Source organism: Candidatus Baltobacteraceae bacterium, assembly GCA_036559195.1.
In the GTDB taxonomy this organism is placed as follows: Bacteria; Vulcanimicrobiota; Vulcanimicrobiia; order Vulcanimicrobiales; family Vulcanimicrobiaceae; genus JALYTZ01.
In genome coordinates this window covers 40,008-65,401 of sequence record DATBTN010000063.1, presented here as the reverse complement: position 1 = coordinate 65,401, position 25,394 = coordinate 40,008, and the positions used below count along the sequence as shown (strand labels likewise).

25 protein-coding genes and 4 tRNA genes are annotated in these 25,394 nt (G+C 62.6%); 25 read left to right on the top strand and 4 right to left on the bottom strand.

Annotated elements, in window-relative coordinates; genetic code table 11:
* The 8 genes from VIG32_10585 to VIG32_10550 form a co-directional block, all read left to right on the top strand.
* Nucleotides 1-2,949: phospholipid carrier-dependent glycosyltransferase (locus VIG32_10585; GenBank protein HEY8298451.1), on the top strand; the 2,949-nt coding region annotated here is incomplete at its 5' end.
* The gene (locus VIG32_10580; protein HEY8298450.1) at nucleotides 2,946-4,796 is read left to right on the top strand and encodes a phospholipid carrier-dependent glycosyltransferase; all 1,851 of its coding nucleotides are present in this window, start codon (nucleotides 2,946-2,948) and stop codon (nucleotides 4,794-4,796) included. The genes VIG32_10585 and VIG32_10580, both read left to right, overlap by 4 nt.
* Before the next feature lie 523 nt (nucleotides 4,797-5,319).
* Entirely contained in the window at nucleotides 5,320-5,739 is a 420-nt protein-coding gene (locus tag VIG32_10575; GenBank protein HEY8298449.1) for a hypothetical protein, read from the top strand.
* Nucleotides 5,740-6,030: 291 nt separating this feature from the next.
* Nucleotides 6,031-6,774 carry a YebC/PmpR family DNA-binding transcriptional regulator gene (locus VIG32_10570; GenBank protein HEY8298448.1) on the top strand — a complete coding sequence of 248 codons (744 nt, stop codon included), beginning with the start codon at nucleotides 6,031-6,033 and terminating at the stop codon, nucleotides 6,772-6,774.
* A gap of 6 nt (nucleotides 6,775-6,780) precedes the next feature.
* The gene (locus VIG32_10565; GenBank protein HEY8298447.1) at nucleotides 6,781-7,812 is read left to right on the top strand and encodes a PASTA domain-containing protein; all 1,032 of its coding nucleotides are present in this window, start codon (nucleotides 6,781-6,783) and stop codon (nucleotides 7,810-7,812) included.
* Nucleotides 7,809-8,462: a ribulose-phosphate 3-epimerase gene (gene rpe, locus VIG32_10560; GenBank protein ID HEY8298446.1), complete on the top strand. Its 654-nt coding sequence runs from the start codon at nucleotides 7,809-7,811 to the stop codon at nucleotides 8,460-8,462. The genes VIG32_10565 and rpe overlap by 4 nt, the downstream gene beginning before the upstream one ends.
* Nucleotides 8,452-9,420: a thiamine-phosphate kinase gene (gene thiL, locus VIG32_10555; protein ID HEY8298445.1), complete on the top strand. Its 969-nt coding sequence runs from the start codon at nucleotides 8,452-8,454 to the stop codon at nucleotides 9,418-9,420. Before rpe ends, thiL begins: the two co-directional genes overlap by 11 nt.
* A complete protein-coding gene (locus VIG32_10550) occupies nucleotides 9,405-9,857 on the top strand; it encodes a hypothetical protein (GenBank protein ID HEY8298444.1) in 453 nt (150 codons plus the stop codon). The genes thiL and VIG32_10550 overlap by 16 nt, the downstream gene beginning before the upstream one ends.
* 33 nt (nucleotides 9,858-9,890) lie before the next feature.
* Here the strand turns inward: VIG32_10550 and rpmB are convergent, their stop codons facing one another.
* Nucleotides 9,891-10,082, bottom strand: coding sequence for a 50S ribosomal protein L28 (rpmB, locus tag VIG32_10545; GenBank protein HEY8298443.1), 192 nt, complete (start codon nucleotides 10,080-10,082; stop codon nucleotides 9,891-9,893).
* Between the two features lie 137 nt (nucleotides 10,083-10,219).
* On the opposite strand from rpmB, the gene VIG32_10540 reads away from it, so the two are divergent.
* The 12 genes from VIG32_10540 (at nucleotide 10,220) to sigH (ending at nucleotide 21,639) form a co-directional block, all read left to right on the top strand.
* Entirely contained in the window at nucleotides 10,220-11,812 is a 1,593-nt protein-coding gene (locus VIG32_10540) for a DAK2 domain-containing protein (GenBank protein HEY8298442.1), read from the top strand.
* Nucleotides 11,805-12,815 carry a phosphate acyltransferase PlsX gene (gene plsX / locus VIG32_10535; GenBank protein ID HEY8298441.1) on the top strand — a complete coding sequence of 337 codons (1,011 nt, stop codon included), beginning with the start codon at nucleotides 11,805-11,807 and terminating at the stop codon, nucleotides 12,813-12,815. The genes VIG32_10540 and plsX overlap by 8 nt, the downstream gene beginning before the upstream one ends.
* A 10-nt stretch (nucleotides 12,816-12,825) precedes the next feature.
* A complete protein-coding gene (locus VIG32_10530) occupies nucleotides 12,826-13,677 on the top strand; it encodes a DegV family protein (protein ID HEY8298440.1) in 852 nt (283 codons plus the stop codon).
* Between the two features lie 3 nt (nucleotides 13,678-13,680).
* Nucleotides 13,681-14,805 (top strand): radical SAM family heme chaperone HemW, encoded by a 1,125-nt coding sequence (gene hemW / locus VIG32_10525; protein HEY8298439.1) that lies wholly within the window; start codon nucleotides 13,681-13,683, stop codon nucleotides 14,803-14,805.
* Nucleotides 14,778-15,878, top strand: a complete 1,101-nt coding sequence (locus tag VIG32_10520) for a PIN domain-containing protein (protein ID HEY8298438.1) — start codon at nucleotides 14,778-14,780, stop codon at nucleotides 15,876-15,878. The genes hemW and VIG32_10520 overlap by 28 nt, the downstream gene beginning before the upstream one ends.
* Before the next feature lies 1 nt (nucleotide 15,879).
* On the top strand, nucleotides 15,880-16,824 hold the full coding sequence (ispD, locus tag VIG32_10515; GenBank protein HEY8298437.1) for a 2-C-methyl-D-erythritol 4-phosphate cytidylyltransferase: 945 nt from the start codon (nucleotides 15,880-15,882) through the stop codon (nucleotides 16,822-16,824).
* A 3-nt stretch (nucleotides 16,825-16,827) separates the two neighbouring features.
* On the top strand, nucleotides 16,828-17,301 hold the full coding sequence (gene ispF / locus VIG32_10510; protein HEY8298436.1) for a 2-C-methyl-D-erythritol 2,4-cyclodiphosphate synthase: 474 nt from the start codon (nucleotides 16,828-16,830) through the stop codon (nucleotides 17,299-17,301).
* Between the two features lie 34 nt (nucleotides 17,302-17,335).
* Nucleotides 17,336-17,923 (top strand): hypothetical protein, encoded by a 588-nt coding sequence (locus tag VIG32_10505; GenBank protein HEY8298435.1) that lies wholly within the window; start codon nucleotides 17,336-17,338, stop codon nucleotides 17,921-17,923.
* 36 nt (nucleotides 17,924-17,959) lie between these two features.
* Nucleotides 17,960-18,634 carry a serine O-acetyltransferase gene (cysE, locus tag VIG32_10500; GenBank protein ID HEY8298434.1) on the top strand — a complete coding sequence of 225 codons (675 nt, stop codon included), beginning with the start codon at nucleotides 17,960-17,962 and terminating at the stop codon, nucleotides 18,632-18,634.
* On the top strand, nucleotides 18,615-20,060 hold the full coding sequence (gene cysS, locus VIG32_10495) for a cysteine--tRNA ligase (GenBank protein ID HEY8298433.1): 1,446 nt from the start codon (nucleotides 18,615-18,617) through the stop codon (nucleotides 20,058-20,060). Before cysE ends, cysS begins: the two co-directional genes overlap by 20 nt.
* Complete coding sequence (gene rlmB, locus VIG32_10490) at nucleotides 20,042-20,845, top strand: 23S rRNA (guanosine(2251)-2'-O)-methyltransferase RlmB (GenBank protein ID HEY8298432.1); 804 nt, start codon at nucleotides 20,042-20,044, stop codon at nucleotides 20,843-20,845. Before cysS ends, rlmB begins: the two co-directional genes overlap by 19 nt.
* Nucleotides 20,846-20,997: 152 nt before the next feature.
* The gene (sigH, locus tag VIG32_10485) at nucleotides 20,998-21,639 is read left to right on the top strand and encodes an RNA polymerase sporulation sigma factor SigH (protein HEY8298431.1); all 642 of its coding nucleotides are present in this window, start codon (nucleotides 20,998-21,000) and stop codon (nucleotides 21,637-21,639) included.
* A gap of 215 nt (nucleotides 21,640-21,854) precedes the next feature.
* On the opposite strand, the gene VIG32_10480 is transcribed toward sigH, so the two are convergent.
* Nucleotides 21,855-22,193, bottom strand: a complete 339-nt coding sequence (locus VIG32_10480; GenBank protein ID HEY8298430.1) for a hypothetical protein — start codon at nucleotides 22,191-22,193, stop codon at nucleotides 21,855-21,857.
* Nucleotides 22,194-22,216: 23 nt separating this feature from the next.
* Nucleotides 22,217-22,300 (bottom strand) — tRNA-Thr (locus VIG32_10475).
* 87 nt (nucleotides 22,301-22,387) lie between these two features.
* On the opposite strand from VIG32_10475, the gene VIG32_10470 reads away from it, so the two are divergent.
* The 5 genes from VIG32_10470 (at nucleotide 22,388) to VIG32_10450 (ending at nucleotide 24,108) form a co-directional block, all read left to right on the top strand.
* Nucleotides 22,388-22,837: a GNAT family N-acetyltransferase gene (locus tag VIG32_10470; protein HEY8298429.1), complete on the top strand. Its 450-nt coding sequence runs from the start codon at nucleotides 22,388-22,390 to the stop codon at nucleotides 22,835-22,837.
* Between the two features lie 89 nt (nucleotides 22,838-22,926).
* Nucleotides 22,927-23,011: transfer RNA gene (locus VIG32_10465), tRNA-Tyr, on the top strand.
* An 8-nt stretch (nucleotides 23,012-23,019) separates the two neighbouring features.
* Nucleotides 23,020-23,093: transfer RNA gene (locus VIG32_10460), tRNA-Gly, on the top strand.
* A 560-nt stretch (nucleotides 23,094-23,653) separates the two neighbouring features.
* Nucleotides 23,654-23,728, top strand: a tRNA-Thr gene (locus VIG32_10455).
* A 23-nt stretch (nucleotides 23,729-23,751) separates the two neighbouring features.
* Nucleotides 23,752-24,108 (top strand): VOC family protein, encoded by a 357-nt coding sequence (locus VIG32_10450; protein ID HEY8298428.1) that lies wholly within the window; start codon nucleotides 23,752-23,754, stop codon nucleotides 24,106-24,108.
* A gap of 80 nt (nucleotides 24,109-24,188) precedes the next feature.
* Here the strand turns inward: VIG32_10450 and VIG32_10445 are convergent, their stop codons facing one another.
* Complete coding sequence (locus VIG32_10445) at nucleotides 24,189-25,358, bottom strand: hypothetical protein (GenBank protein HEY8298427.1); 1,170 nt, start codon at nucleotides 25,356-25,358, stop codon at nucleotides 24,189-24,191.
* Nucleotides 25,359-25,394: the final 36 nt, after the last annotated feature.

The following is a 25,394-nucleotide window of genomic DNA, read 5'->3' as shown; positions in this document are numbered from 1 at the left end:
GTCTTGTGGTTTATCGGTCACGTCTTTTCGCTGCTCGGCCCGTGGTCGCACGATTACGAGTTGCTCGGGCGCCTGAGCAAACTTCCGGCGATTGCGATGGATCTCGTGGATGGTGCGGTGCTCTACGCGCTCGTGCGCCGGCTCGCCGGCGTCCGCTGGGGGCTGCTCGCGGCCGCGCTCTTCGTACTTAACCCGGCGACGATTTTCGTTTCGGCGGTATGGGGACAGGTTGACGCCATCTCCGGCGGATTTGCGCTCATCGGCCTCTATCTGCTGCTGCGCTCCGACGATCGCGACGCGTCGGCGTTCTCGTGGGAGATCGCGCTTGCGTGGCTCGCACTGGGATATTCGCTGCTGGTTAAACCGCAGGCCGCGATTCTGGTGCCGCTCTTTATCGCCTTTGCGTTCGTTTCGCGCGAGCGCTTGCGCGCGCGCCTGGTCGCGAGCGCCGCCGGCATCGGCGGCGCTCTCCTGCTGGCGCTACTGGTGACGCTGCCGTTTCATCCGACGGTCAATCCGATCGCTGCGTTCGTCTGGCTGTTCGATAAGTACAACTACGGCAAGAGCGTTTATCCGTATAGTTCGGTCAACGCATTCAATCTGTGGTCGATCGACAATACGTTCTGGCGGCCGGACAATCTGCGGATATTTTTCCTGCCCATGAGTCTCTGGGGCGTGATCCTAGTCGGCGTGGCTACGGTGCTCACGATCGCACGCTACGTTCAGGTGCGAACCTCGGCGGCGCTGATCGAGTCGGCGCTGGTCCTCACGCTGGCGTTTTACATGCTTGCCACGCGGATGCACGAGCGCTACGTCTTCGACGCGCTGATCTTCGCGATCGCGGCGATACCGCTGGCGCGCCGCTACATGTGGAGCGCGCTGATCCTTTCGTTCACGCTGCTGGTCAATCTCTTTTACTCGCTGCACTACCTGACCGTGGTGACCGCGCACACGCCCGGGATCGACGCCGCCGACATGTGGCCGCTCGTATCGCACCCGCTCTCGTTGCTCAACGTTGCGGTCTTCTTTTATCTCGGCTTCGTCTTCGTTGGGACGATCCCGGAAACGCCGGTCGCCGCCGCTCCCGCCGGCGCCGAACGGCCTGCGCCCGCCCGCGGCTGGTTCGACCCGCGCGAGGGGCTGGCCGCCCTGCGCTGGCCGCTGGACTACGTTGCGGCGGGCGCCATCGGCCTGTTCTCATTCGTGCTCTCGTTTGTGAATTATTGGAAGCCCGGCGATAAGATCTTCGACGAGATCTACTTTGCCCGGGCCGCCGAAGATTATTTGACCCACAAGTACATCTACGAGAACACGCATCCGCCGTTGACCAAGCTGATCATCACGCTCTCGACGCTGCTCTTCGGCGGGCTGCACGGCGGCGACAACGCTCACGGATGGCGCTTTCTCGACGTCGTCTTCGGCGCGATCGCCGTCGTCGTGCTCTACGCGTTTGCGAAACGCATCACGCGCTCGACGCTTTTCGCGAGCGTTGCGGCGCTGCTCTTCACGTTCGACGGCATGCACTTCGTGCAATCGCGCATCGCGACGCCCGAAGGCATCGTCGTCGTCTTTTCGCTCGCCACGCTCTATGCGTTCTATCGCTACTGGATCGCCTCACAGGCGACCGTGCGCCGCGACGAAAGCGATCGGCGCCCCCTTCGAATTACCATCTCGGCGATCGGTGCGATCCTACTGGGGCTCGGGCTCTCGCTGGTACTCAACGTGCTGCTTACGCATCAGTCGACGGCGGCGATCGTGGTGTGCGCGGCCTATTTTGCCGTTGGCTTCTACCTGCTGCTGCGTCTGGTCGTCGTTCCAAAACTTCTGGGCCGCGGGCGCGATTTCGTGACCTACCCGGAAGGGTCGGTGGCCTTCGGCAGCGCCGGCGCGTACGAACTGCATACCGTCGATGGCCGCCGATTGGAGCGAGCGCGCAAGCCGAGTTCGCTCGAATTGCGCGACGACGAACTGACGATTACCTACGCGAACGACGCGACCATCCGTTACGCGACGCCCGACGGAACCGGCACCTACACGCCCGGACACGTCGCCGACGATCGCGGCGAATCGCAGGACGGTCGCCACGCGACCGGGTGGCTCATCGCGTTTACGGTGCTGCTCGGGTGTTTGGTCGCAAGCAAGTGGTACGGCGTGATGGCGTACGGCGTCTCGTTTATGGCGATTCTGGCCGTGTGGCTGCAGCGCTATTGGCTCGTGCGTCGCCCGAAACTGTGGGGGAATCCGTTCGGCTTCCGGCTCGACATTGCGTTTGCCGCGATCGTGTTCTTAAGCATGACCATCTATGCGATGGTCTGGATACCGGATGCGATCCGCTCAGTTCCAGGTGAAGTGCAGAACGTGAGCGACTTAGTCAATCGCCAGTACACCATGTTCGAATATCACGACACGCTCAAGGCAACGCACCCGTACCAATCGGTGTGGTGGCAGTGGCCGCTCGATCTGCGCCCCGTGGCCTACTACTGGAAAGATTCGCGAACGGGCGTCGCTGCGAGCGATAGCGGCGCGTGCTGCGTGCAGGAGATTCTCACGCTGCCCAACCCGATTATCCTCTGGTTCGGCTTGTTCTGCGTGCCGTTCGTCGGGTATCTGGCGTGGAGAGAACGCAACAAGGGGTACGCGCTGCTGGTGCTCGCGTACCTCATGCAATGGTTGCCGTGGATGCGCTCGCCTCGCATCACGTTCGCCTATCATTTTTACGTGGATATTCCGCTGATCTGCCTCTGTAACGCGATCGTGCTGCAGCGGGTCTGGCATTGGGCGCAGAATAAAGACGCGCAACTGTGGGCGCGGATCGGCGTTGGGGCGTATATCGCGGCGGTCGCCTGCGCGTTTATCTGGTTCTATCCGGTGCTGGCGGGTACGCCGCTGGTGTGGTCGGAGTGGAACGCGCGTATGTGGCACGCGCTCGTCGGTAACGCCTGGATTTGAAACGCGGGTGGTTCTCGCCCGGCGAAGGGCTAAGCGCTCTCACGCGGCTCGACGTGCTGATCGCGCTCGGCTTGACGCTCGCGTCGTTCGTGCTGCTGGCCGTGCATTATACGTGGCCCTCGCATTGGTACTTCGACGAAGTCTACTATCCGCGCAGCGCCGAGGAGTACCTCAAGTGGGCGCCTCAGTACGAATGGACCCATCCGCCGCTCACGAAGGAACTGATCGCGCTCTCGATCGCGCTGTGGGGCGGCCTGCACTCGCTGCACGGCGATACGGCCTACGGCTGGCGATTCGCCAACGTGGTCGTGGGCGCGCTGATGGTCTTTCTGCTCTATGCGTTTGCCAAACGCATAACCGGTTCGACCGCCTTTTCAACGATCGCGGCGGGCTTTTTAGCGATCGACGGTTTCCACTTCACACAGGCGCGCATCGCGACACCGGAGATCGCCGTCGCCTTTCTCACTTTGGCGACGACGTATGCGTTTTATCGATATTGGATCGCGTCGCAGGTGCGCGCGCGGCCGATGCTCGGCGCGGGTTGGGTTCGAGCGCTGGTCGCCGGATCGATCGGCGCGCTGGTTGCCGGCTTCGCACTCGCATATCTCGTGGCCGGCCTGGTCTTTCATCAGTGGCCGGTAACGGTCGTCGTGATCGGTCTTTACCTGGCGCTGGCGTTCTATCTCGTGGTGCGCATGCTGGTGTTGCCGCGCTTCTTTGCACCGGAGACGCACGAGGTTTCGTACCCCGATGGGTCGCTGGTTCGAATCGCCGCCGACGGCACCGCCGCTTTCGAACGACTTCCGGCCGGAACCGTGCCGCGCAAGGGCGGCCGCGCCTACATTGCCGGGGATCTCACGATCGCTTACGGGCGCGACGGGACGGCGGAATACGCGACGCCGGACGGTACGGCGACCTACGCACCCGACGCAACGCTGCGCGGCGGCACGGGGACGATTCGCGGCGGCGATGCCGCGCTGTGGCTCGCGATTCTCGCGCTGATCTGCGGGCTCGCCGCTGCGGCCAAGTGGAACGGCATGTTCAATTTCTTTGCGATCTGGGCAATCGCGGGATTGGTCGCGCTCGGGTGGCGCAGCCGCCGTCCGGCGGTCTGGGGCAATCCGTTCGGCATGCCGCTGGATATTCTGATCGCCGTTATCCTGGTCGTCTCGGCGTCGGTCTACACCGTTTCATACACCCCGTTCTTTCTAACGGCACATCCGACCACGCTTACGACGGGTCACGACGTTGACGGATTGCTGACGCTGCAGCAGCAAATGTTCGTCTATCACGACGTGACCGTCGCTAAAGACGCGCCGCATCCATACTCGTCGAAGTGGTGGGAGTGGCCGCTGCTCTATCAGCCGGTCGTCTATTCGTACGATCCCACCGGCGCCGTAGCCGACGGCCTCGCGCGCGGCTGCTGCGTTCAAGAGATCATCGCGCTGCCGAACCCGCTGACGTGGTGGGCCGGGCTATTCACGGTGCCGCTCGTGGCCTTTCTCGGCTGGACGCAGCGCAAGAAGGCGTACGTACTACTGGCGGCATCCTATCTCGTGCAGTGGCTGCCCTGGACGCTCTCGCCGCGCATGCTCTTCGAGTATCACTTTTTCCCAAACCTCGCGATCATTTGCCTCTGCGACGCAATCGCGCTGCAATGGATCTGGCAGCAGTGCAAAGGCAACGCGCGCCGCGAACGCACCGCCAAAATCGGCATCGGCGCCGCGCTCGTTGCCGCGGTCGCGCTGTTCGTGTTCTTTTATCCGGTACTCGCCCACGTCCCGATCTCGTACCACGCCTGGCAAGAACGAATGTGGTTTCGCCACTGGATCATCGGCCCGGGTTAGCGGATCGCGCTGGAGTTCAGACTCCGGAGGATTGGCACGCGGGACGGAGCAATTTGCGAAAATGCGCCCTGCTAATGACCAGGTCGCCGCCAGCATTTATGGGGTGATCGGTGTGGCCCTGAATCTCAAAGTTGCGCGTATCGCCGCCTTTGGAACGGCGCTGGTTTCTCTTTGCGTAGCGGCAGTTCCGGCGCCATTACGGACATAATTCCGTTGGGAATAGCATAGCGATTACGGGAGACAAGGAGGCGGTGAATATCGCGGAAAGCGTCGGTTACGGCACGAATATTCTCAATACGCATCTTAGGGAGGAACGTGGGGCGGTTTTCCTTTATCAATCTAGCGATGGACGCCTTACTTCACTTGGCCCATATCTCCCGCACCGAGATTATCCAATTCAGGCCGATAGCATCAACGTTCTTCTAAACGCGGCCTACGGGGGGCGCCCATGAAACGATGGGACTTCGCAATCTTAATCTGCGTGCTACTGATCGTGGTGAACTGCTCCGGACCGATAGCGGCAGTGGATAAGATATACGTTGCTTCAAACGGAGATACGGCATTTTTCATGACGTTCAATAGTGAAGCTGGCCCGAGTAGACTCGATGTTTACTATTTCGATAGAAACCTAGGACGGAATGCTGAGTTGGTCCACAAGCAGTATTCCATGCGGGTTCTCGAGCGGGATAGTGGATATCAGGAAAGGTTGGCATCTAACGGGCATCCGTGCGGCAACTGGAAGATCAAAATGAACGGTAAAATTGCAGCGGTATTCGATGACCAAGGAAACGGTGTCCTAAAAATGGCGGAGGCGACGCCCGGGCAGGAAGCTGCAATCATGAAAGTTCTCGGCGACAATCTTAAGCTAACACGGTCATATCACGGATTTGCGAAACCGAGTGCGTTTTTTGGACCACCTCCCCAGTTACCTAAGTGTTCCTAGCAATCGCGAGTCAACTCCAGCGACCATCACGAGTGGAGCAATCGATTAGCGAACATCGGAGTCGCTGGGAAATTTACTCCCGAGGAGTTCATACGCGAGCTCCAACCCAATCCATCTCTTCGCCTTCATCTGCGGCCCAACTTAAGGCTTCATCTTCAAATCGCGAGACAATTCTTGGGGCTCGGTGAGAATTCCACGTTCTTGAAAAGGCCTGCGGGGTGGCTGCGGTGTGCCCGTTCTTTCTTCCCCGCATTAGGAGCCGGGGACCCCGAGGGCGAAGCGGCTGTCCTTATGTCCGGTCATTCGAAATGGCACAATATCAAGTTGCGCAAGGGGAAGGTCGATGCCCAGCGCGGTGCGCTCTTTACGAAATTGAGTAAAGAGATCATTTTGGCGGCCAAATCCGGGTCGCCCGATCCCGAGGCGAACTACCGCTTGAAGATGGCGGTGGAAAAGGCGCGCGAGAACAACGTACCGCAGGATAACATCAAGCGGGCGATCGCGCGCGGCTCCGGCGGTTCGGGCGAGCGGGAGATCGAGGAGCTTCGGTACGAGGGCTACGGCCCGCACGGCATCGCCGTCGTCGTCGATGCGGCGACCGACAATCGGGCGCGCACCGCCGGCGAGCTGCGCTTCCTCTTTAGTAAGAACGGCGGGTCGCTCGGCGAGACCGGCAGCGTGGGTTGGATGTTCGACGCCGTTGGGATCGTCGTGGTGGATCCGCAGGGCAAAAGCGAAGATGCACTCACCGAGAGCGCGCTCGTCTCGGGCGTGATCGACCTCGAGTACGGCGAACCCGCCGAGATCTACACCGAAATGACCGCGCTTACCACCGTACGCGACGCCCTCGTGAAGGCTGGGCTCAAAGTTTCCGATGCCTACCTCGGGATGCGGCCCAAGCAGAAAGTCTCGCCCGGTCAGGACGACCTCGGCGCGGCCTTGCAGTTTTTGGGCGCGCTCGAGGATCACGAAGATATCCAGCACGTCTTTTCAAACATCGAAGTGAGCGACGCCGCGCTCGAGGCGTTGGCGTAGCGCTGGATGGCGACGATCATCGAACGTTACGTCCCGCGCGATTGGGTCTTTCCAATAGTATTCGCCATCTTCGTAGGCGTTGTCGTCTGGTTCGGCCACTCGATTCACGACTTTCTCTTGCCGGGCGCGAACACCGTGACGGTGCCGTCCTTCGTCGGCCAGACCCTTCCCGATGCGCAGGCCGAGATCGGCCGGCTGAAGCTCAAAGGCAGCGTTGTCGGGCAAACCGCGAGCACGCAATATCCCAAGGGCGTCGTGATGAACCAGCAGCCCGTATCGGGAATGCACGTGCGCGCCGGGCGGCAGATTTCGCTCGTCGTAAGCACCGGCGTCGAAACCGAGACGATGCCGGATCTGCGCTACCAGTCGCTGCGCGAAGCCGGCCTCGATCTCTCGCGGGCGCGCCTGCAATTGACGAAGACCAGCTACGTCAAGAGCGACGAGGTGCCGCCCGATCACGTCGTCGACCAGCAGCCGGCACCGCTCGTCAGCGTCACCGAAGGCACCGCCGTTTCGCTGGTCGTCAGCAAAGGCGGCGCAACCGCGCTCAAAGTGCCGTCGTTTGACGGCATGTCGATCGACGACGCGCGTGCGCTTGCGGCGCAGTCGCACATCCGGCTCGGTCAAGTCGTCTGGACGCCGCTGGGCAAAAGCGGGCCGCCGCGTGGGCGCGTGGTGCGTCAGAAACCCGACGCGGGGGCACAGATCACGCCGTTCGATACGGTCTCGCTCGATGTCAGCGCCGGCCCCAACGAGTCGGGCTATTTGATCCGCCAGGCGCACGTCTTGGCCTCGGTCCCCGAACCGCAAGACTTCGCGCCGGGCCAAGCGCTGCGCGCGCGCATGACGGTGACCGATTCGACGGGCAAATACAACCTCTTCGATGGCTTCGCGCAGCCGGGCCAAAAACTCGACTTCACGATCACCACCCTCGGTTCGTCGGTCGTCGACTTCTACGTGAACAACGTCCTCGTCGGCGAAACGCGGCTCGGGGGCGAACCGAAAAATGCCTACGGCTCGCCGAGCCCGGCAAAATGAAGATCGCTCCGTCGCTGCTCTCGGCGGATTTCGCGCGCATCGCCCAAGAGATCGCAACCGTCGAACGCGGCGGTGCGGATTACCTGCATCTCGACGTGATGGACGGCCGGTTCGTTCCGAATATTACCTGGGGACCGAAGATCATCGGTGATCTGCGCAAGCTCTCCCCGCTGACTTTCGATTGCCATCTCATGATCGTCGAGCCGGAGCGCTACGTGGATGACTTTCGTAAAGCGGGCGCCGACATCATCACGTTTCACTTGGAGGCGACGCCGCACGCGCAGCGTTTGCTCGCGCACGTGCGCTCGCTCGGCGCGAAGGCCGGCATCTCGCTCACGCCGCAGACCCCGGTGGCGATGCTCGAGGACCTCATTGCCGATATCGATCTCATCCTGATCATGAGCGTGAACCCGGGCTTTGGCGGCCAAACGTTTATTCCGCACGCGCTCGAAAAAGTACGTCAGGCGCGCGCCTTGATCGATCGCGCCGGAGCGAACTGCGAACTCGAAGTCGACGGCGGCGTCGGCGACGAGAACCTGCGCGCGCTAGCGGAAGCCGGCGCCGACGTCGCGGTCATGGGCAACGCGATCTTTAACACGCCCGACCCGGCCGCCGCGCTCGCGCGTTTTCGATCGCTCGTTGCTCGCTGAAGATGCGCTCGTTGAGGCTCTGCGCTCGCTCGTAGAACATCCGCGCGCGCCGCGGGTGCTTCTTGGAATCGGCGACGACGCCGCCGTCTGGCAACCCTCGCGCGCACATCGCAGCGTCATCACGACCGACGCGCTGGTGGAAAACGTCCACTTCACGCGCGCGATGTCGTTCGAGCAGATCGGCCGCCGCGCGATGGCGAGCAACCTCAGCGACGTCGCCGCAATGGGCGCGCGCCCGGTCTTGGCGACGATCGCACTCGGCCTGCCGCCGGACGTGGCGACCGCGAACGTGCTCGAACTCTATCGCGGGATGGTTGCGGTCTGTAACGATGCGCGCTTCGCCATCGCGGGCGGCGATATAACGCGCGCGCCGGTCCTCTCGATCGCGATCGCGGTCGTTGGCGAAGTGCGGCCGAGTAATCTCAAAACGCGAAGTGGAGCCAAGCCCGGCGACGTGCTTGCCGTTACCGGCGCGCTCGGTGCGAGCCTCGCCGGTTTGCGCGGTTCGCAGGACGCCGCAGCGCTCGTCGCGCACCGTACGCCCACCGCGCGTTGGCGCGAGGGGTTGTGGTTTGGCGCGAGCCGCAACGTGCACGCGATGATGGACCTCTCCGACGGGCTGTCGACCGATCTCTCGCGGTTGTGCGCGCGTTCGCTCGTCGGCGCGCTGGTCGAGGACGTGCCCGTCGCCCCGTGCCTGGACGCGATCGCCGAGCGCGACGGTGAGGATCCGGTCGACCTCGCCCTCGCCGGCGGCGAAGATTTCGAACTGCTGGTGGCTATCGAACCGCGCGCGTTTGGGTATCTGCAAGCTCGCTTCGCCAAATGCTTCGGCCGTCCGCTGCATCGAGTTGGAACCGTGCGCGAGGGGAGCGGCCTTGCCGTGCGCAAAGGCTCGCGAGAAGAAGCGCTGCTTCCATCGGGATGGGACCATCTAGGAGCATGTTCGAACCGCTAACGATTCATCTGGGCGCGAATACCGACGGGCCGCACCTCGTGATCGAAGTCATCGACTACCAGCACCCGGAGATTGCCGAACCCGAGGGCCTCGATCTCATGCGCTGCCGGGCGACGGCGCACGCGCACCCGGTGAGCGCCTCGTTCGATATTCCGATCGGTCTGTGGGAACTCGAAGAGCTGCGGGATTATCTCTCCGAGATCAACTCGGGAAACGGTCCGTCGACGAACGTCTCGCTCGGCAGCGGGCTGCTCGCGCTCTCGTTCGCGCCGACCAAGCGCGGGCCGGTCCTCTGCGCGGTGCTGCTCAAGACGGTCGATGCCTCGCACGTGCGCCTGGAGTTTCTCGTGACCCTCGAACCCGCCGCGATTACGCGCACGCTCATGCAATTGGCTCGCCTCACCGTGCGCACCTCAAAAATAAACGGCGGCGAATAATCGCCGCCGTCTTCTCATCGTTAGGGTGGGGGCTTAAACCGCGCGGGTAACTTTCTTGGAGCGCAGGCAGCCGGTGCAGACGCGCGCGGTGCGGTGCGTACCCTTATCGTCGATTTTGATGGCCTGCAGGTTGGGCAGCCAGCGGCGACGGGTCTTGTTCATCGCGTGGCTGACATTGTTGCCCGCCATCGGACCTTTCCCACACACTTCGCAGCGCTTCGCCATTATCAGAGACCCTCTTTACCAAAAAAAACGTGTGATGCCGCCCGAGGACCGATCGAGTCCGAGGCAACCCCGGCATAATATCACGCCCGGGGAGCGTTGACAAGGATTCCTCAAGCAACCCCGAAGTCCGGGGGCCGATGGATGTCACTGCCCTCGACGGCCGCGCCTATGCCAAGTTCATCACGGCCGGGACGTATTTTCTGCGAAAATACCGGCAGGTCCTCAACGACCTCAACGTGTTTCCCGTGCCCGACGGCGACACGGGAACCAACATGTATCTGACCGCTCGCCAGGCCGCCCTCGAGGCCGGCAAGGTGCGCGGCTCCGCGCTCTCGGTCGTGGCGGCCGCCGCCGCCGAGGGGAGCCTGATGGGCGCCCGCGGCAACTCGGGCGTGATCGTCTCGCAAATGCTGCGCGGATTCGCCCACCACGTGCGCCATCGAACCGAGATCGACACGTTCGTACTGGCGACGGGCATGCGCGAGGCGGTTGCGGCGGCCAAGCAAGCGCTGCTCAAGCCGGTCGACGGCACGATCATCTCGGTCGCCGAGGCCGCCGCCGAAGCCGCCTACCACCTCGCGCTGCACGAGGCCGATTTCTACCGGCTCGGAGCCGGGATCTTGCGCGCGGCCAACGAGGCGCTCGACCGGACGCCCGAGCAGCTGCCGATCCTCAAGGAAGCCGGAGTCGTCGATGCGGGCGGGGCCGGCTTGGTGTATTTCATCGAGGGCGCGCTGCGGTTTCTTCCCGATGGCAAGGCGCGATCCACGGTCTTTCCGCGGCGACCCGCGCGCGCCAGCGCCTTCACCTCGGCGCAAGTGGTCGGCGAGAATAAGTTTTGCACCGAGTTCATTCTCGAGAGCGCGAACCTCTCGGTCGCGGAGTTGCGCGAATTGCTTCAGACGCGCGGCGAGTCGCTGATCGTCGCCGGCGAGCAGCCGACGATTAAAGTCCATATCCACACCGACAATCCCGACGGCATCCAGGCGCTCGCCGCCAAGCACGGCGCGCTTACCCGCGTCAAAGTAGACAATATGGAGCAGCAGCATAACGTGCTGGTCGTGGAGCGGCCCGTCGTGCCGTACTCGGTCGTCGCGGTGGTGCCGGGACCGGGCTTCGAGACGATCGTGAAGGAGCTGGGAGCCGAAGTTACGATCGTCGGGCAGAAGAACCCGAGCGTGCGCGATCTCTTGCTGGCGATCAACAAGTGCCTCTCCGATACGATTTACCTCTTCGTGAACGATTCGAACGTGAAGCTCGCAGCGCAAGAAGTGGCCAAACTCACCGACAAGACGGTGCACGTGCTGCCGACCCGCGACGTCGTCGGCGGGATCGCCGGCCTCTTCGCGTTGCGGTCGGCGGGCGAAGCGGCACTTCCGGAGGCCGCGAGCGTCATGGCTTACGCGATGCGTCCGCGCAGCGCGCAAGTCTTCTTCGCCGGGAAGGACGCGACCGTTGGTGGAACGACCGTTGCGCGCGGGAAACCGGTCGCCAGCAGCAACGGGACGCTCTTCGGCGGCGGAACGCTCGCGCAGGCAGCGGGCGCCGCTCTCACCGAGATGGGCGCGAACGACGGAGGACTGATTACGTTATATTACGGCGGAGCGCAAAAAGAGCGCGACGCAAAGCGGTTGAGCGAAGAGCTTCATGCGGCGTTCCCCCGAGCCGACGTCGAGTATTACTACGGCGGCCAAAAGGGCGCCGAATACTGGATCTCGCTCGATGAGTAGGCCCCGCATCGCGATCGACGCCATGGGCGGCGATCACGCACCCGCGGAGATCGTGGCCGGCGCGCTGCTCGCGGCCGCACTCGACTACGCCGATTTAACGCTGGTCGGCGACGAAGCGCAGATTCGTCCGCTGCTGAGCGGTCCCCACGCGCAGAAGATCGCAATCGTTCATGCCGACGATGCCGTTCCCATGGAGATGCATGCGTCGCAAGCGCTGCGCATCGCCGACCGTACGTCCTTAGGCGTCGCCGTCAACATGATTAAGGAAGGCCGCGCCGACGCCGTGGTCTCGGCGGGCAACAGCGGCGCATTTTTGGCGATCGCCCTGATCAAGCTGCGCACGATTCCCGGTATCGCGCGCCCGGCCATCGCGACCGTGTGGCCGGCTCTCGACGGGCCGACCGTTCTGCTCGATTCCGGAGCAAACGTCGACTGCCGCGCGGAGTGGCTCGAGCAGTTCGGGTTGATGGGCGCCGCCTACGCGAAAGCGGTCCTGAAGAAATCGAATCCGACGGTCGGCTTGCTCTCGGTCGGTGAAGAATCGACCAAAGGCAACGCGCTGGTACTCGAAACGTTCAAACTGCTCGAACAGGCGCCGATCAATTTTATCGGCAACATCGAAGGCAAAGATATCTTTCACAATGCCGCCGACGTGATCGTTGCCGACGGGTTCGTCGGGAACATCGTGCTCAAGACCGGTGAGGGCATCATCGCCGCGCTAGGCGGCGTGCTCAAAGAGACGATTCTGGGCGGCAATCTACTCACCAAGATCGGTGCCGCGCTCATCGCGCCGGCGCTGCGTAACCTGCGCACGAAGTTCAACTACGAGACGTATGGCGGCGCGCCGCTGCTCGGACTGCGCGGCAACTGCATCGTCACGCACGGACGCGCGTCCCGCAACGCGATCAAACATGCCGTGCGGGCCGCCGCAGATGAAGTCGAGAACGACGTGATCGGAAAGATCACCGAACTCGTCAAACCGCATCTCGCAAAAGAAGCGTAAAAACACCGCCGTGGCCATCGCCATCGTCACCGACAGCACGTCGGATATCGAACCGCAGCGGGCGCGAGCGCTCGGCATCGACGTCGTGCCGCTCTTCGTGCTGTGGGGCGACCGCAGCTACCGCGATTACGTCGATCTTTCGCGCGGCGAGTTCTATGCAAAACTCGCAAGCGAGAGCGAGTTGCCGACGACTTCCCAGCCGACCGCCAAAATGTTCGAGGACGCATACGCGCCGCACGTCGAGGCGGGCGACGAAATCCTCGTTATCGCCATCAGCGCCAAACTCTCCGGCACGATCAACGCAGCGCGCGCCGCCGCGCAGCGATTCCCAACGGCGAAAATCTCGATCGTCGATTCGCAGAGCGTTGCCGGCGGCTTGGGAATGATCGTGCTGCATGCGCTCGAATCGGCTCGCGCCGGAGCGAGCGTCGACGAGATCGTCGCGACGATCGAGCGCGAGAAGCGCGCGCAGCGGCTTTATGCGATCCTGCCGGATCTTTCGCATTTGGTGCGCAACGGGCGCATCGGCAAAGCCCGCGCGGCGATCGGCACGCTCATGAAGATCGTTCCGGTGCTCTGCCTCAAAGACGGGGCGGTCGCCGCCGAAGCGCAAGTGCGAACGCTCGCGCGCGCTCAAGAGACGATGCTCGATCTCACGATGAAGAACGTCGACGACGTCGCGACCTCGCGATTTCTGGTGATGCACACCAACGCGCCCGACGCTGCCGAGCGCGTTCGGGAGCGTTTGCTCGAACGATTCGGCGGCGCGCAACCGAAGCTGCTCGAAGTGCTCGAGGCCGGGCCGGTCATCGCAACGCACGGTGGTCCCGGCGCCGTCGGTATCTTCTCGGCGCAGGACTAAGCCGTGCTCGGCATCTACGTCCATCTCCCGTTTTGCCCGTACATCTGTCCGTATTGCGACTTCGCGAAATGGCCGCATCGCGCGAGTTCCGCGGCGCGCTATCTCGCAGCGCTGAGCGCGGAGATCGAGCGCGAACGTCCGCGCCCGGCGGGCAGTATTTTTCTGGGCGGCGGCACGCCGAACACGTACGAAGCGCAGCAAATTGCGCGCCTCTTGACGCACCTTCAAACGAGGTTCCCCACTCACGGCGAATGTGAAATTACGACCGAATTGAATCCCGAGCTGGTGCGCGACGGCGATCTGGGCGCATATCGTGCCGCCGGTATCAATCGCGTCTCGATCGGCGTGCAGTCGTTCGCGCAGGCCGAGATCGCGACGCTCGGACGGCGCCACACGCCCGCCCAAGTCGAGGGAGTCGTCGGCGCGGCCCGGACGGCCGGGATGAACTCGGTTTCGCTCGATCTGATCTTCGCGGTACCCGGTCAGACGCCGCGATCTTGGCACGAGTCGCTCGACGCGGCGATCGCTCTCGGCGTCGATCATATCTCGACGTACGGTCTCACGGTCGAAGAAGGGACGCCGTACGCGAGCTGGCAGCAGCGCGAGCCGTCGGCGTTTTTCGATGACGGCGCCGAGGCCGAATTCTACGAGATCGCCATCGAAACGCTCGAGCGGGCCGGCTACGAGCACTACGAGATAAGCAACTTCGCCCGGCCGGGTCACCGCTGCGTTCACAACGAGAATTACTGGGAAAACGGTGAGTACGTGGGCCTCGGCGTAGGCGCGGCTTCGTATATCGACGGCGAGCGCAGCGTGCATACCCGCGATCTGCAAGCCTACCTCCAGGCGATCGATGAAGCCACCCCCATTCCGTCGGAGAGCGAAAAGCTCCAAGGCGCGCGACGGGCCGGCGAAGCGGTGATGCTCGCTTTGCGGACGGCGCAAGGGGTCTCGCTCGCGGGGTTCAAAGAGCGATACGGTCTTGATTTTCTGGATTTTTATGCGCCGGTCGTGCGCCGTTTCGCCGGCGACGGATTGCTGCTGGTCGACGCGGAGCGCGTTCGGCTCACCAAACGAGGCCGCTTCGTCGCTAACGACGTATGCGGGGCGTTCGTAACATTCGCGTAGGATCGAGTCTCGCGGGAGCCGCGCTGCGAGTGCTCTTTGCCGTCATCTTCGGCGTGACTGGATTCTTGCTCGGGCGCGAAGCCTACATTCACATTTTTTCGCTGCACTTCGCAAACGAACCGATGCAGATCGTCTTGACGATCCTCGCACCGGTCGTCGGCGCGGTGATCGGGGTCGCGCTCGCTCCGATAGCGCAGTCGTTCTTTGAGGACGAACTCAACCTCGTCGAAAATTCGATCGAACGCCTCGCTCCATCGGAACTCGCCGGCGGCGCGATCGGCCTGATCGCCGGCCTGATCATCGCGTTCTTGATCCGCAGCATTCTCTTCGAATTCATCTCGGTCACGGGTAAAGCCGGGAGCTACATCGCGATCTTACTCTATATCGTGGTGAGCATCTTCGCCGCTTTTCTCGGCGCGCGCGTCGGTGCGAAGATGCGCATCGTGCCGCTGGCGGCGCCGATGGGCGGCAACGTGACGCCCAAGATCGTCGACACGTCGGTGATCGTCGACGGCCGGATCGTGGAGATCATCGAGAGCGGCTTTCTCGATGGCCCGCTGATCCTGCCGCGTTTCGTTCTACGCGAACTCCAGCAGATCGCCGACTCCACCGACTCGATGAAGCGCACGCGAGGCCGCCGCGGCCTCGAGGTGCTCAACAAGATGCAAGAGCTGGGGATCTTCGAGATCAGCGAGCGCGACTACGACGATCTCAAAGGCGCGGTCGACGCGAAACTCGTGCGGCTAGCCCAGGAACTCGGCGGCAAATTGCTCACCAACGACTACAATCTCAATCGCGTCGCGCACGTCGAGGGCGTCGCGGTACTCAACATCAACGAGCTCGCAAACGCCGTTAAACCGGTCGTGCTGCCGGGCGAAGAGATGCACGTCCAGATTATTCGCGACGGCAAAGAAGCCCATCAAGGCGTGGGCTATCTCGACGACGGCACGATGATCGTGGTGGAGAACGGTCGTCGCCTGATCGGCGAGGCCGTCGACGTGGTCGTGACGAGCGTTTTGCAGACGGTCGCCGGCCGAATGATTTTCGCCCGGCCAAAAAGGGAACTACACTAACATGTTGTGGGGAGCGATTATCGTAGCGGCGGGCCGCGGGACTCGATTCGGGCGCCCGAAGCAGCTCGTGGAGCTGGCGGGGGCACCGATGCTTTCGTGGTCGATGCGCACGTTCGCGCAGATGCCGGAGATCGTCGATCTCGTCGTCGTGACCGAGGACGAATGGATCGATACGGTGCGGGCGATGGCCGCCCAACTTTCGAGCAAGCCGGTTACGGTTGTCGGCGGCGGCGAACGGCGCCAAGACTCGGTGGCCAAGGGTCTGGACGCGTTGCCGGAGCGCGTTGCGGGCGTGCTCGTTCACGACGGCGCTCGTCCGCTCGTCAAGGCGAACGACGTTCGTAATGCGATGCGGGTCGTGCGCGACGGTCACGCCGCCGTACTCGGCGTGCCGGTGGTCGACACGATTAAAGTCGTCGATAACGCGAGCCGGCTCGTAACGCGAACGCTGGACCGCGAGGCACTATGGGCCGCGCAGACGCCACAGGCCGCGACCGTACGCGATCTGCGCCGCGCGCACGCCGAGGCCGCGCGTAACGGCGTCGGCGGAACCGATGAGGCGATGCTCCTGGAGCGCGCCGGCATAGAGGTCGAGCTCGTCGAGTCATCGCGCGAAAATTTCAAGATCACCGTTCCCGACGATCTGCGGCGCGCCGAACAGCTCTTACGCGACCGCCACGAACAGATGCCGGGCGAAGAAGAAGTGCTGCTCGTCGAAATATTCACCGATGCGAACCTTATCGACGCGGTTTGCACCGAGATCGAATCGCGCGGCGGCACCGTCGATGGTCTCGATCGCGACCTGCCCAGCGGCGTGGCGATTCGAGCGTACGTGGCTGCCGAACACTTCGAAGGGTTCGGCGAGCGCTTCGAAGCGATTGGCGACGGATCGATGACGTTTACCACGCGGTTCTCGCACTACGCCGGCCGAACGGAAACCGTCTAGCCCGTGCGCGTCGGCCATGGATTCGACGCGCATAAGCTCGTCGCCGGAAGACCGTTGATCCTCGGCGGCGTGAACGTTCCCGCCGAGTTCGGACCGCTTGGCCACTCCGACGCCGACGTGCTGGCGCACGCGCTCGCCGACGCGCTTCTCGGCGCGGCGGCCCTTGGCGATCTGGGCGGGCACTTCCCGGACACCGACGATCGCTGGCGCGGCGCGAATTCGCTCGATCTGCTCGAGTTCTGCGTCGCGGAAGTTCGGCGCGCCGGTTTTCAAATCGAAAACGTCGATGCCACCATCGTTCTGCAGTTGCCGAAACTCGCGCCGCACATTCATGCGATGCGCGAAAACCTTGCGGGCCGGCTGGGCCTAGCGCTCCATCAGGTCAGCGTCAAAGCGAAGACGACCGAAGGGATGGGCTATACCGGCGATGGAAGCGGTATCGCAGCTCATGCCGTCGCCTGCATCCAAGCGCTCTAGCGCGGCGTGCGTTTTTAAGGATACGAGCAGACAAGTGGAACCCTTCGATCCGACCCGTCCGCGCGAGGCGCTCGTGCATCAGCTTTCGCACCACATGCAGCGCTGGGGCTATCTCGAAGACCCGGCTCCGCCGGCAGCGCTGCGCTGGATCGATACGTTCATCGAGGCCTTCGGGGCGCAGCTAAGCGATTTCGAGCAGGCGCGCCCGCTACTGGCCGATCTGCGAGCCGAGTCGTGCACGATTCCGGCACTCGAACTCGAGCGGCTGCGCTCGCGCGAAGCGCTCTTCTTTTTGGATGCGGTCGCACAGTACGTCGATCACGAGTCCGAGTTGCGCGGGCTGCCGCTCGATCACGATATTCCGGCGATCGGCGAGGAGTTCGGGCTGAGCCGTGCAGACGCGCTGCACGTGGTGCGCATGGCCCTGACCGGCCGCGCGGCGGGTCCGCCGTTGGAATTGCTTTTCCCGCTGCTCGGCCACGACCGCATCTTGATTCGCGTGGGAGCGGTGAATTCGCGGCTGCTGCACGGCCGCGGACTCGAGCCGATCGCCTTCGGCCCGGACGGCAAACCGTTCGAGCCGATCCACGGCCGCCGGCCGCAGGAGCCGGAGGAAGCGTAACCTCGGCTTGACGCCGCCGGTTACACTTCTAGAATCATGTTTTTCCTTCGCGATGTACGAAGCGATCTCAAAGCTCCGCTCGAGCGCGACCCCGCGGCGACCGGCTGGCTCGACGTTCTGCTCTCGTATCCGGGATTTCACGCGTTGACGGCGCATCGGGCGATTCACGCGCTGCACGGCGTGGGCGTTCCGATACTTCCGCGTTGGCTCTCGAACGTCAATCGCTTTTTGACCGGCATCGAGATTCACCCCGGCGCGAAGATCGGGCGCGGGGTCTTTATCGATCACGGGATGGGAGTCGTGATCGGCGAGACGGCGGAGGTTGGCGACGGCTGCACGATCTATCAGGGTGTCACGCTTGGCGGAACGAGTCTGTCGCACGGCAAGCGCCACCCGACTCTCGGTGCGAACGTTACCGTCGGCGTCAACGCCGCGGTGCTCGGCGCGATCACGATCGGCGAGAACTCGAAGGTCGGCGGCGGCTCGGTCGTAGTGAAGGACGTGCCGCCGAATTCGACCGTCGTCGGCGTGCCGGCGCGCGTCGTCTTCCAAGACGGCCTGCCGGTTCGTTCGATTCCGGAGCGTCCGCAAGTGGACATGCCCGATCCCAACGCGCAGTTGATCGCCACGCTGCAAGAGCGAATCGCCGAACTCGAACGCCGCTTGAACGAACTTACCACGGGGAACGACGATGCCGCTAAAGCTGTATAACACGCGCACGCGCGGCGTCGAGATATTCTCGCCGCTACGCGCCGGGCAGGTACGCATGTACGTTTGCGGATTGACTCCCTCGGCGCAAGCGCATCTCGGACACGCGCGCTCGTTTCTCTTTTTCGACGTGCTGCGTCGCTATCTGGCGCACTGCGGGTACGCCGTAACCTACGTGCAGAACGTGACCGACATCGACGATCGCAGCATCAACCGCGGTATCGAGACCGGCGAAGATTGGCACGAGATCGTGGCCGGCTACTATGCGGACTTCAAAACGTCGATGCGCAAGCTCGACGTTCGCGAGCCCGACCACGAGCCGTTCGCGACGCAATTCATCCCGCAGATCGTCGAAGCGATCGAAGCGCTAATCGCGCGCGGATACGCCTACGTTTCCAGGGACGGCGTCTATTACCGCGTTTCGAAGTTTGCCGGGTACGGTAAATTGAGCAATCGGAAGATCGACGAACTCGAATCGGGAGCGCGTATCGAGATCGACGAGCACAAGGACGATCCGCTCGATTTCGCGCTTTGGAAGTTCGCCAAACCGGGCGAGCCGCGCTGGCCTTCACCGTGGGGCGATGGCCGGCCGGGTTGGCATATCGAGTGCTCGGTGATGTCGCACGACTTGCTCGATCCCGCCGGCGCCGGGTTCGATATCCACGGCGGCGGTGCCGATCTGATCTTTCCGCATCACGAGAACGAAATCGCGCAAAGCGAGCCGCTGATGGCGCATCCGCCGATGGCCAACCTGTGGGTGCACGGCGGCCTACTGCTCTTCGACAATAAGAAGATGAGCAAGTCGCTCGGCAATTTCGAGCCGCTCTCCGCGCTGCTCGCGCGGCACGATCCGCAGGCGATCCGGCTGCTCTTTTTGCAGACCGGCTACAGCAAGGTGATGAACTTGACCGAGGAATCGATCGCCGGTGCGACGGTTTCGCTGGACCGGTTGAAGGCCGCCTATCGCAAACTCGCCCGCGCCGACGCGCCGCCCTATACGCCGGGCGATCTTACGGCGCGCGTGAACGCCGCGCTGGAGAACGATATGAATACGGCGGGCGCTCTTGCGGAGCTGCACGTGTTTGCCGCCAATGCCGAAAACGGGCAAGCGAACGGCGCCGCTTTCGCCGAATTCGCCTATCTGCTCGCGCTGCTCGGCCTCGAGCCGACCGCGGCCTGGCAGCACGAGACCGTCGCCGAATTGCCCGCAGATTTCATCGAACGGTTGCGCACTGAGGTGGGAGCTGATATTTCGTTGAACGGCTCGCAACGAGCGGCCGACGCGATCGAACATCTCATAGACCTTCGCACGCAGGCGCGTGCTCGGAAAGATTGGGCCATGTCGGATCGTCTACGCGACGCGCTGCTGCGCAGCGGCGTCGCACTCAAAGACTCGAAAGAGGGTACCACGTGGACCGTCGCCGGATAACCGGCCGCAGCAGCCCGCGACCGGCGCGCCGCGAATTGCCCGACCTCGACGACGTGATGTACGGGATTCACGCGGTCGACGAGGCGTTGGCCGCGGGGGAGAAGCTGCGCAAGATCCATATCGGTGAGGACCGTCGGCGCGATCCCATCGTGCGGCGCATGCTCGAGCGCGCGCGCGAACTCGACGTCAACGTGCGCTTCGAAGAGCCGCGATTCTTCACCCAATTTCCGTACAAGGCGCACCAGAGCGTCATCGCTTTCGGCGCGCCGTTTCCGTACGTCACGTTGGAAGAAGCGATCGGTCAACGGCGCGGGCAGGGTCCGGCGCTCTACGTGATTCTCGATCACATCACGGACCCGCACAACGCCGGAGCGATCATTCGCAGCGCCGAGTGTGCGGGCGCGGACGCGGTCATCATGCCGGAGCGGCGCGCGGCCGGGGTGAACGCCACCGTCCGTAAGGCCGCCGCCGGTGCCGCCGCGCACATTCCGATCGCGCGCGTGGCGAACGTCGCCGACGCGATCCGCAAGCTTAAGAAGGCCAACGTCTGGGTGGCGGGGGCCGATGTAGGTGAGGGCGCCGTCGATTTCACCAAGGCCGACCTCGCTCGCGACTTGGCGCTCGTCATCGGAGCGGAGGGGGAGGGGGTCTCTTCCCTGGTCAAGCGAGAGTGCGATTACTTGGTAACGATTCCGATGCTCGGCCGTATCGACTCGCTCAACGCCTCGGTTGCAGCGGGGGTTCTGCTGTATGAAGCGGTCCGCCAAAGGCGCTTAGCCGGGTAAAATAGCGCTAGCTCGGCCGCCTCGCCTTAAGACAACCTTTAGGGTTGACGCGCAAGGAGGACCCTCCTATACTGTTCGGGATGTGCGGCGCTCGACGGACTGCGGCCCGCGATTTGCGCACATCCCACTCCCTGAGGGCAAGACGAATGGCAATGACCCATCCAGCGACGGATGGTTTGGAATACCACGAGCGGGCGGACGAGGATTTAGTCGCCATCGCCAAATCGGGCGACAATCTGGCGATGGAGTTTCTGCTCAACAAATATAAGAATTTCGTGCGTATCAAGGCGAAGAGCTATTTTCTCATCGGTGCGGATCGCGAAGATATCATTCAAGAGGGCATGATCGGTCTCTATAAGGCCGTCCGTGACTTCAAGGCCGACAAACTTTCGAGCTTTCGTGCCTTTGCCGAGCTGTGTATCACGCGCCAGATCATCACCGCGATCAAGACCGCGACGCGCCAGAAGCACATCCCGCTCAATCAATACATCTCGCTGAACAAGCCGATCTACGACGAAGACAGCGAACGCACGCTGCTCGACGTGATGGCATCGCAGAAGACCTCGGATCCCGAAGAACTCGTGATCAATCAGGAGGTCTCGCAAGACATCAAAGAACGCATTCAGGAGAACCTCTCGGAGCTGGAATCGCAGGTTCTGCTTTCGTATCTCGAAGGCAAGAGCTATCAGGAGATGGCGCGCGACCTCGGCCGCCACGTGAAGTCAATCGACAACGCCCTCCAACGCGTCAAACGCAAGATCGAAAAAAACCTCTCCGAAATCGAACTTCCGTAATAAACCCGCAACAATAAAAGAGACGCCGCTTATCGGCGTCTCTTTTTTAATGGCAACAACGGCGCGCCTTTGTCATGCGTCGTCCTTCGACGAGCTCGTCCTTCGACAAGCTCGTCCTTCGACAAGCTCAGGATGACAAAATGGCAACGGCGCGTCTTTGTCATGCTGAGCCTGTCGAAGCACGGAGCGCGCCGATTATCCGTCCTTCGACGAGCTCAGGATGACAGGTGGAGGCGGGCGACGATCGTGCGGTAGAGTTCTTCGCGATCGGCGAGCGGGTCGACGGTGAATGGCTCGGCGGGGCGGCCGTCTTGCGGAGCGATTGCGACGGTTACCCTGCGGCGCGCGCAGACGTCCATGCAGCTCGTCGTGATCGCGCGAACTCGTTTCCAGTGGCCGTCTTCTTTGAGCTTCGCTTTCAACCAATCGCGAAGGTTGAAGTCGCCGATCTCCGCGGCCTTGTCGGGATCCTCCTCGGGAATGCGTTCTTTGAAGCAGCGCTCGCAGACTAGCACGAGGCCGGATTCCATCCATTTGGGTTTGATCGGTTGCATCGTTGTCCGTTCTGCGTTCTATGAGCCGACGGTGGGATTCGAACCCACGTTGCGCTTGCGCGTCCGGTTTACAAAACCGGTCCCATCGACCACTAGGGAACGTCGGCGATGAACGGGTCGAGTCGCATTGTTCAACTTCAAAAATCCGAACCCTAGTCAAGGACCCGGCTCTCGCGGCTGCAAACGTTGGCGCCATGGCCGCCATAACGATCGTTCGCGCGGACCCCGCGCATCTCGAGGCAGTGTTGCCCCTGGTCGCTGCGTACCGCGAATTTTACAACCAGCGCAGCGCGCCGTCGCGCGAACGGGCGTTCGTCGCCGCCCATCTGCGCGATCGAACGAGCGTCGTGTTCCTTGCAGCGATTGACGGCGTGGCCGTCGGATTCGTTCAACTTTTTGCGACGGCGTCGACCGTACAGCTGGGCACCGGATACATTCTGGAGGATCTCTTCGTTGTGCCGGAGGCGCGCCGGGGAGGCGTTGCCGGCGCGCTGATCGAGCGCGCTCTGAACCATGCGCACGAGAATGGAGCGGTCGGAATGTTCCTGGAGACCGCGAGCGACAACGCGCCTGCCCAAGCACTCTACGAGCGGCTCGGTTGGACGCGCGAGGGGCGTTTCCTCAAGTATAACGCGCCCTTGTAAGAGATTAAACGAGCCGGAGGAGTCCCGCGCGACGAAGTCGTACCCTCGTCAGCCGTGTGGTCACGTCGTGTGACGGCGCGGCCCTCAATGGGTAGGTGGCCGAGTGGTTAAAGGCAACAGACTGTAAATCTGTCCAGCTAACGCTGTACGCTGGTTCGAATCCAGCCCTGCCCAAATATTTCGCGGGCGTTGCATAATGGTAATGCCCTTGCCTTCCAAGCAAGAGTCGCGGGTTCGATTCCCGCCGCCCGCTCCAAGATTTTTGCGCTGCCTCGCATTCGCGCAAAAATAAAAAATCGGAAATGCCACACTGCTGGCACCGTGGTTTCGCAAAATTGGTAACATGGAATCGGTGCGACGCGATACGAAGCGTGTTGGAGACGTGGCGGAAGCCATGGTCCTTGCCGCATTGGTGCGCGCCGGATACCACGTTTCGATTCCGTGGGGCGAGAACAATCGCTACGATCTAATTTTCGAGAGCGAGGACGCTTTTGCACGCGTACAGGTGAAGAGCGGGCGATTGCGTTTGGGCGTCATATGGTTCAACTGCTACAGCACGCATGTTCGTCGCGGGCGAGCGTCACATCGGTCGTATTGCGGCGAGGTCGAATATTTTGGTGTGTATTGCCGAGATAACGATGGAACGTATCTCGTGCCTGCAAGCGACGTAGCGGCGACACGGGGCGCCCTGCGCCTCGCTACAACGAAGAACGCCCAAATCAAGGGAGTTCGCTGGGCGGCCGACTACCTCGTGTCGGCAACGACCTCCCCGCCAGGTAGGAACGTCGCAGGGGCGCGGAGTATCGCCAGGACGTCGCCGTTGTAGCTCAGTGGTAGAGCACCACTTTGGTAAAGTGGAGGCCACGGGTTCAATCCCCGTCAACGGCTCCATTGTTTTGCAGAAAGTGACGTGCATGGCCGAAGTCTCCGGCATCGCGTTTGCGATGTATCCCGTAACCGATATGCCGCGCTCGCTCGCGTTTTACCGGGAGGTGCTTGGCCTCAAGCCGTCCGGTCTGAACTGGGAGTCTTGGGTCGAGTTCGAGGTTGGGGGCGCGACCTTCGGCATCGGAGACTTCGAGCAGGTGGGCAAGCCGGGGACGGCGCAGTCGCTCGCGCTCGAGATTGCCGATCTGCCTGGATTTCGCAAGCTGCTTTCCGAGCGCGGAGTTGAATCGAGCGAGCCGCACGAAACGCCGCTGTGTTTTATCTCGATGGTGAGCGATCCCGACGGCAATCAGATCTGGCTGCACCAGTCGAAGCCCCGCTAGCGCGGCGAGCTTCTCGAAAGTGCAACGAACCCGCGGCGCATCGCGCAGCGGGTTCGTTCTTGTCGTGGGATGCGCGAGGGTTATTTAACGACGTGCCAGTCCGTGATGACGAATTGCGCGCCGCTGGAGGTAACCGTCAGCGTTCCGTTTCCGAAGGAGTCCACGCCGAAGGTTGCGAGCTGCGTGCCGTTTTGAGCGACGGTTCCGGTGATGAACTGATTGCTCGTCGGTCCGGCGCTTGAATTGGTCGTGACGTTGAGCGTGGTGCCGTTGGCCAGCGTCGCGTTGGCGATCGTTAGGCTTTGAAGCGCTCCGTGCAGGTAGGTAACCGTGATCGGGATGCTGTAGGCGCCGATCTGCGAACCGCCGGTCAAGCCGAACATCGGCGTGGAGATCGGGCAGGCCGTGTTTTGCACGCCGGTGCTAATTGAGAGCGAGCCGATCGCGCCCTTGAACGTCGAGCCGGCGCTCGTGGAGCTGTACGTGACCGAACCGTCGGCGTTCGCGGTGCGCGTTCCGCCCGACAGTGCGCCGCCCTGCCAACCGAACGTCTCGTTCAGTTTGGCAATCCCGGTGGCGTTGAAGCCCGCCGAATCGCGGCAGAAGGCGTTGACGCCATTGCTGGCCGCGAGCATTACGAGTTCGCCGTCGGAGTTGATCGTTCGGCTGCCGCTGATATTGAGATAGCCCGAATCCACGCGGTCGAAACCGTTGGCGGCGATCGGATCTCCATATTTGTCAAACGTCGCGTTCGAAATGGTGTCCGAATCGCTGCGGTCGGCGATCGGCGTGGCGTTGTTCGGAGCGTAGAGTTTCGTGGCCCGGTTGACCGTCTCGCTCGAAGGGCTCGATTGCGTATAGATTCGCACGATGTCGCGCGCCAATTGCGTGCAGGCGCCGTCGTAGAAGTATTGGCGTTCGGTCGAGTTCGGGTCGCCGTTCTTATCGGGTGCGAAGAACTCGATTCCGTTGTTGCACGTGCCGAGCGGCACGGACTGCGTCGAGCGGCCGATCGACATGCTCGATGCGCCGCTCGTTGCCGACGTCGTGTGTTCGTAGTTGGAGAAGTCCTTAACCGGGCTGCCGAACGCGTTAGCCGTCGCGATTGCCGATTCCGATTGGGATTGCGTCGAAGATCCGCCGTTTCCGGACCCGCCCGAAGGCGGCACGATCGGCGACGAGCCGGACCCGCCGCCGCAAGCCGCGAGCGTGAGTGCCGCTAGTACGATGAGTGGTGCAGAAATTCGCATTGCGTATGATCCTTCAAAAAGCGAGAAGCAACAAAG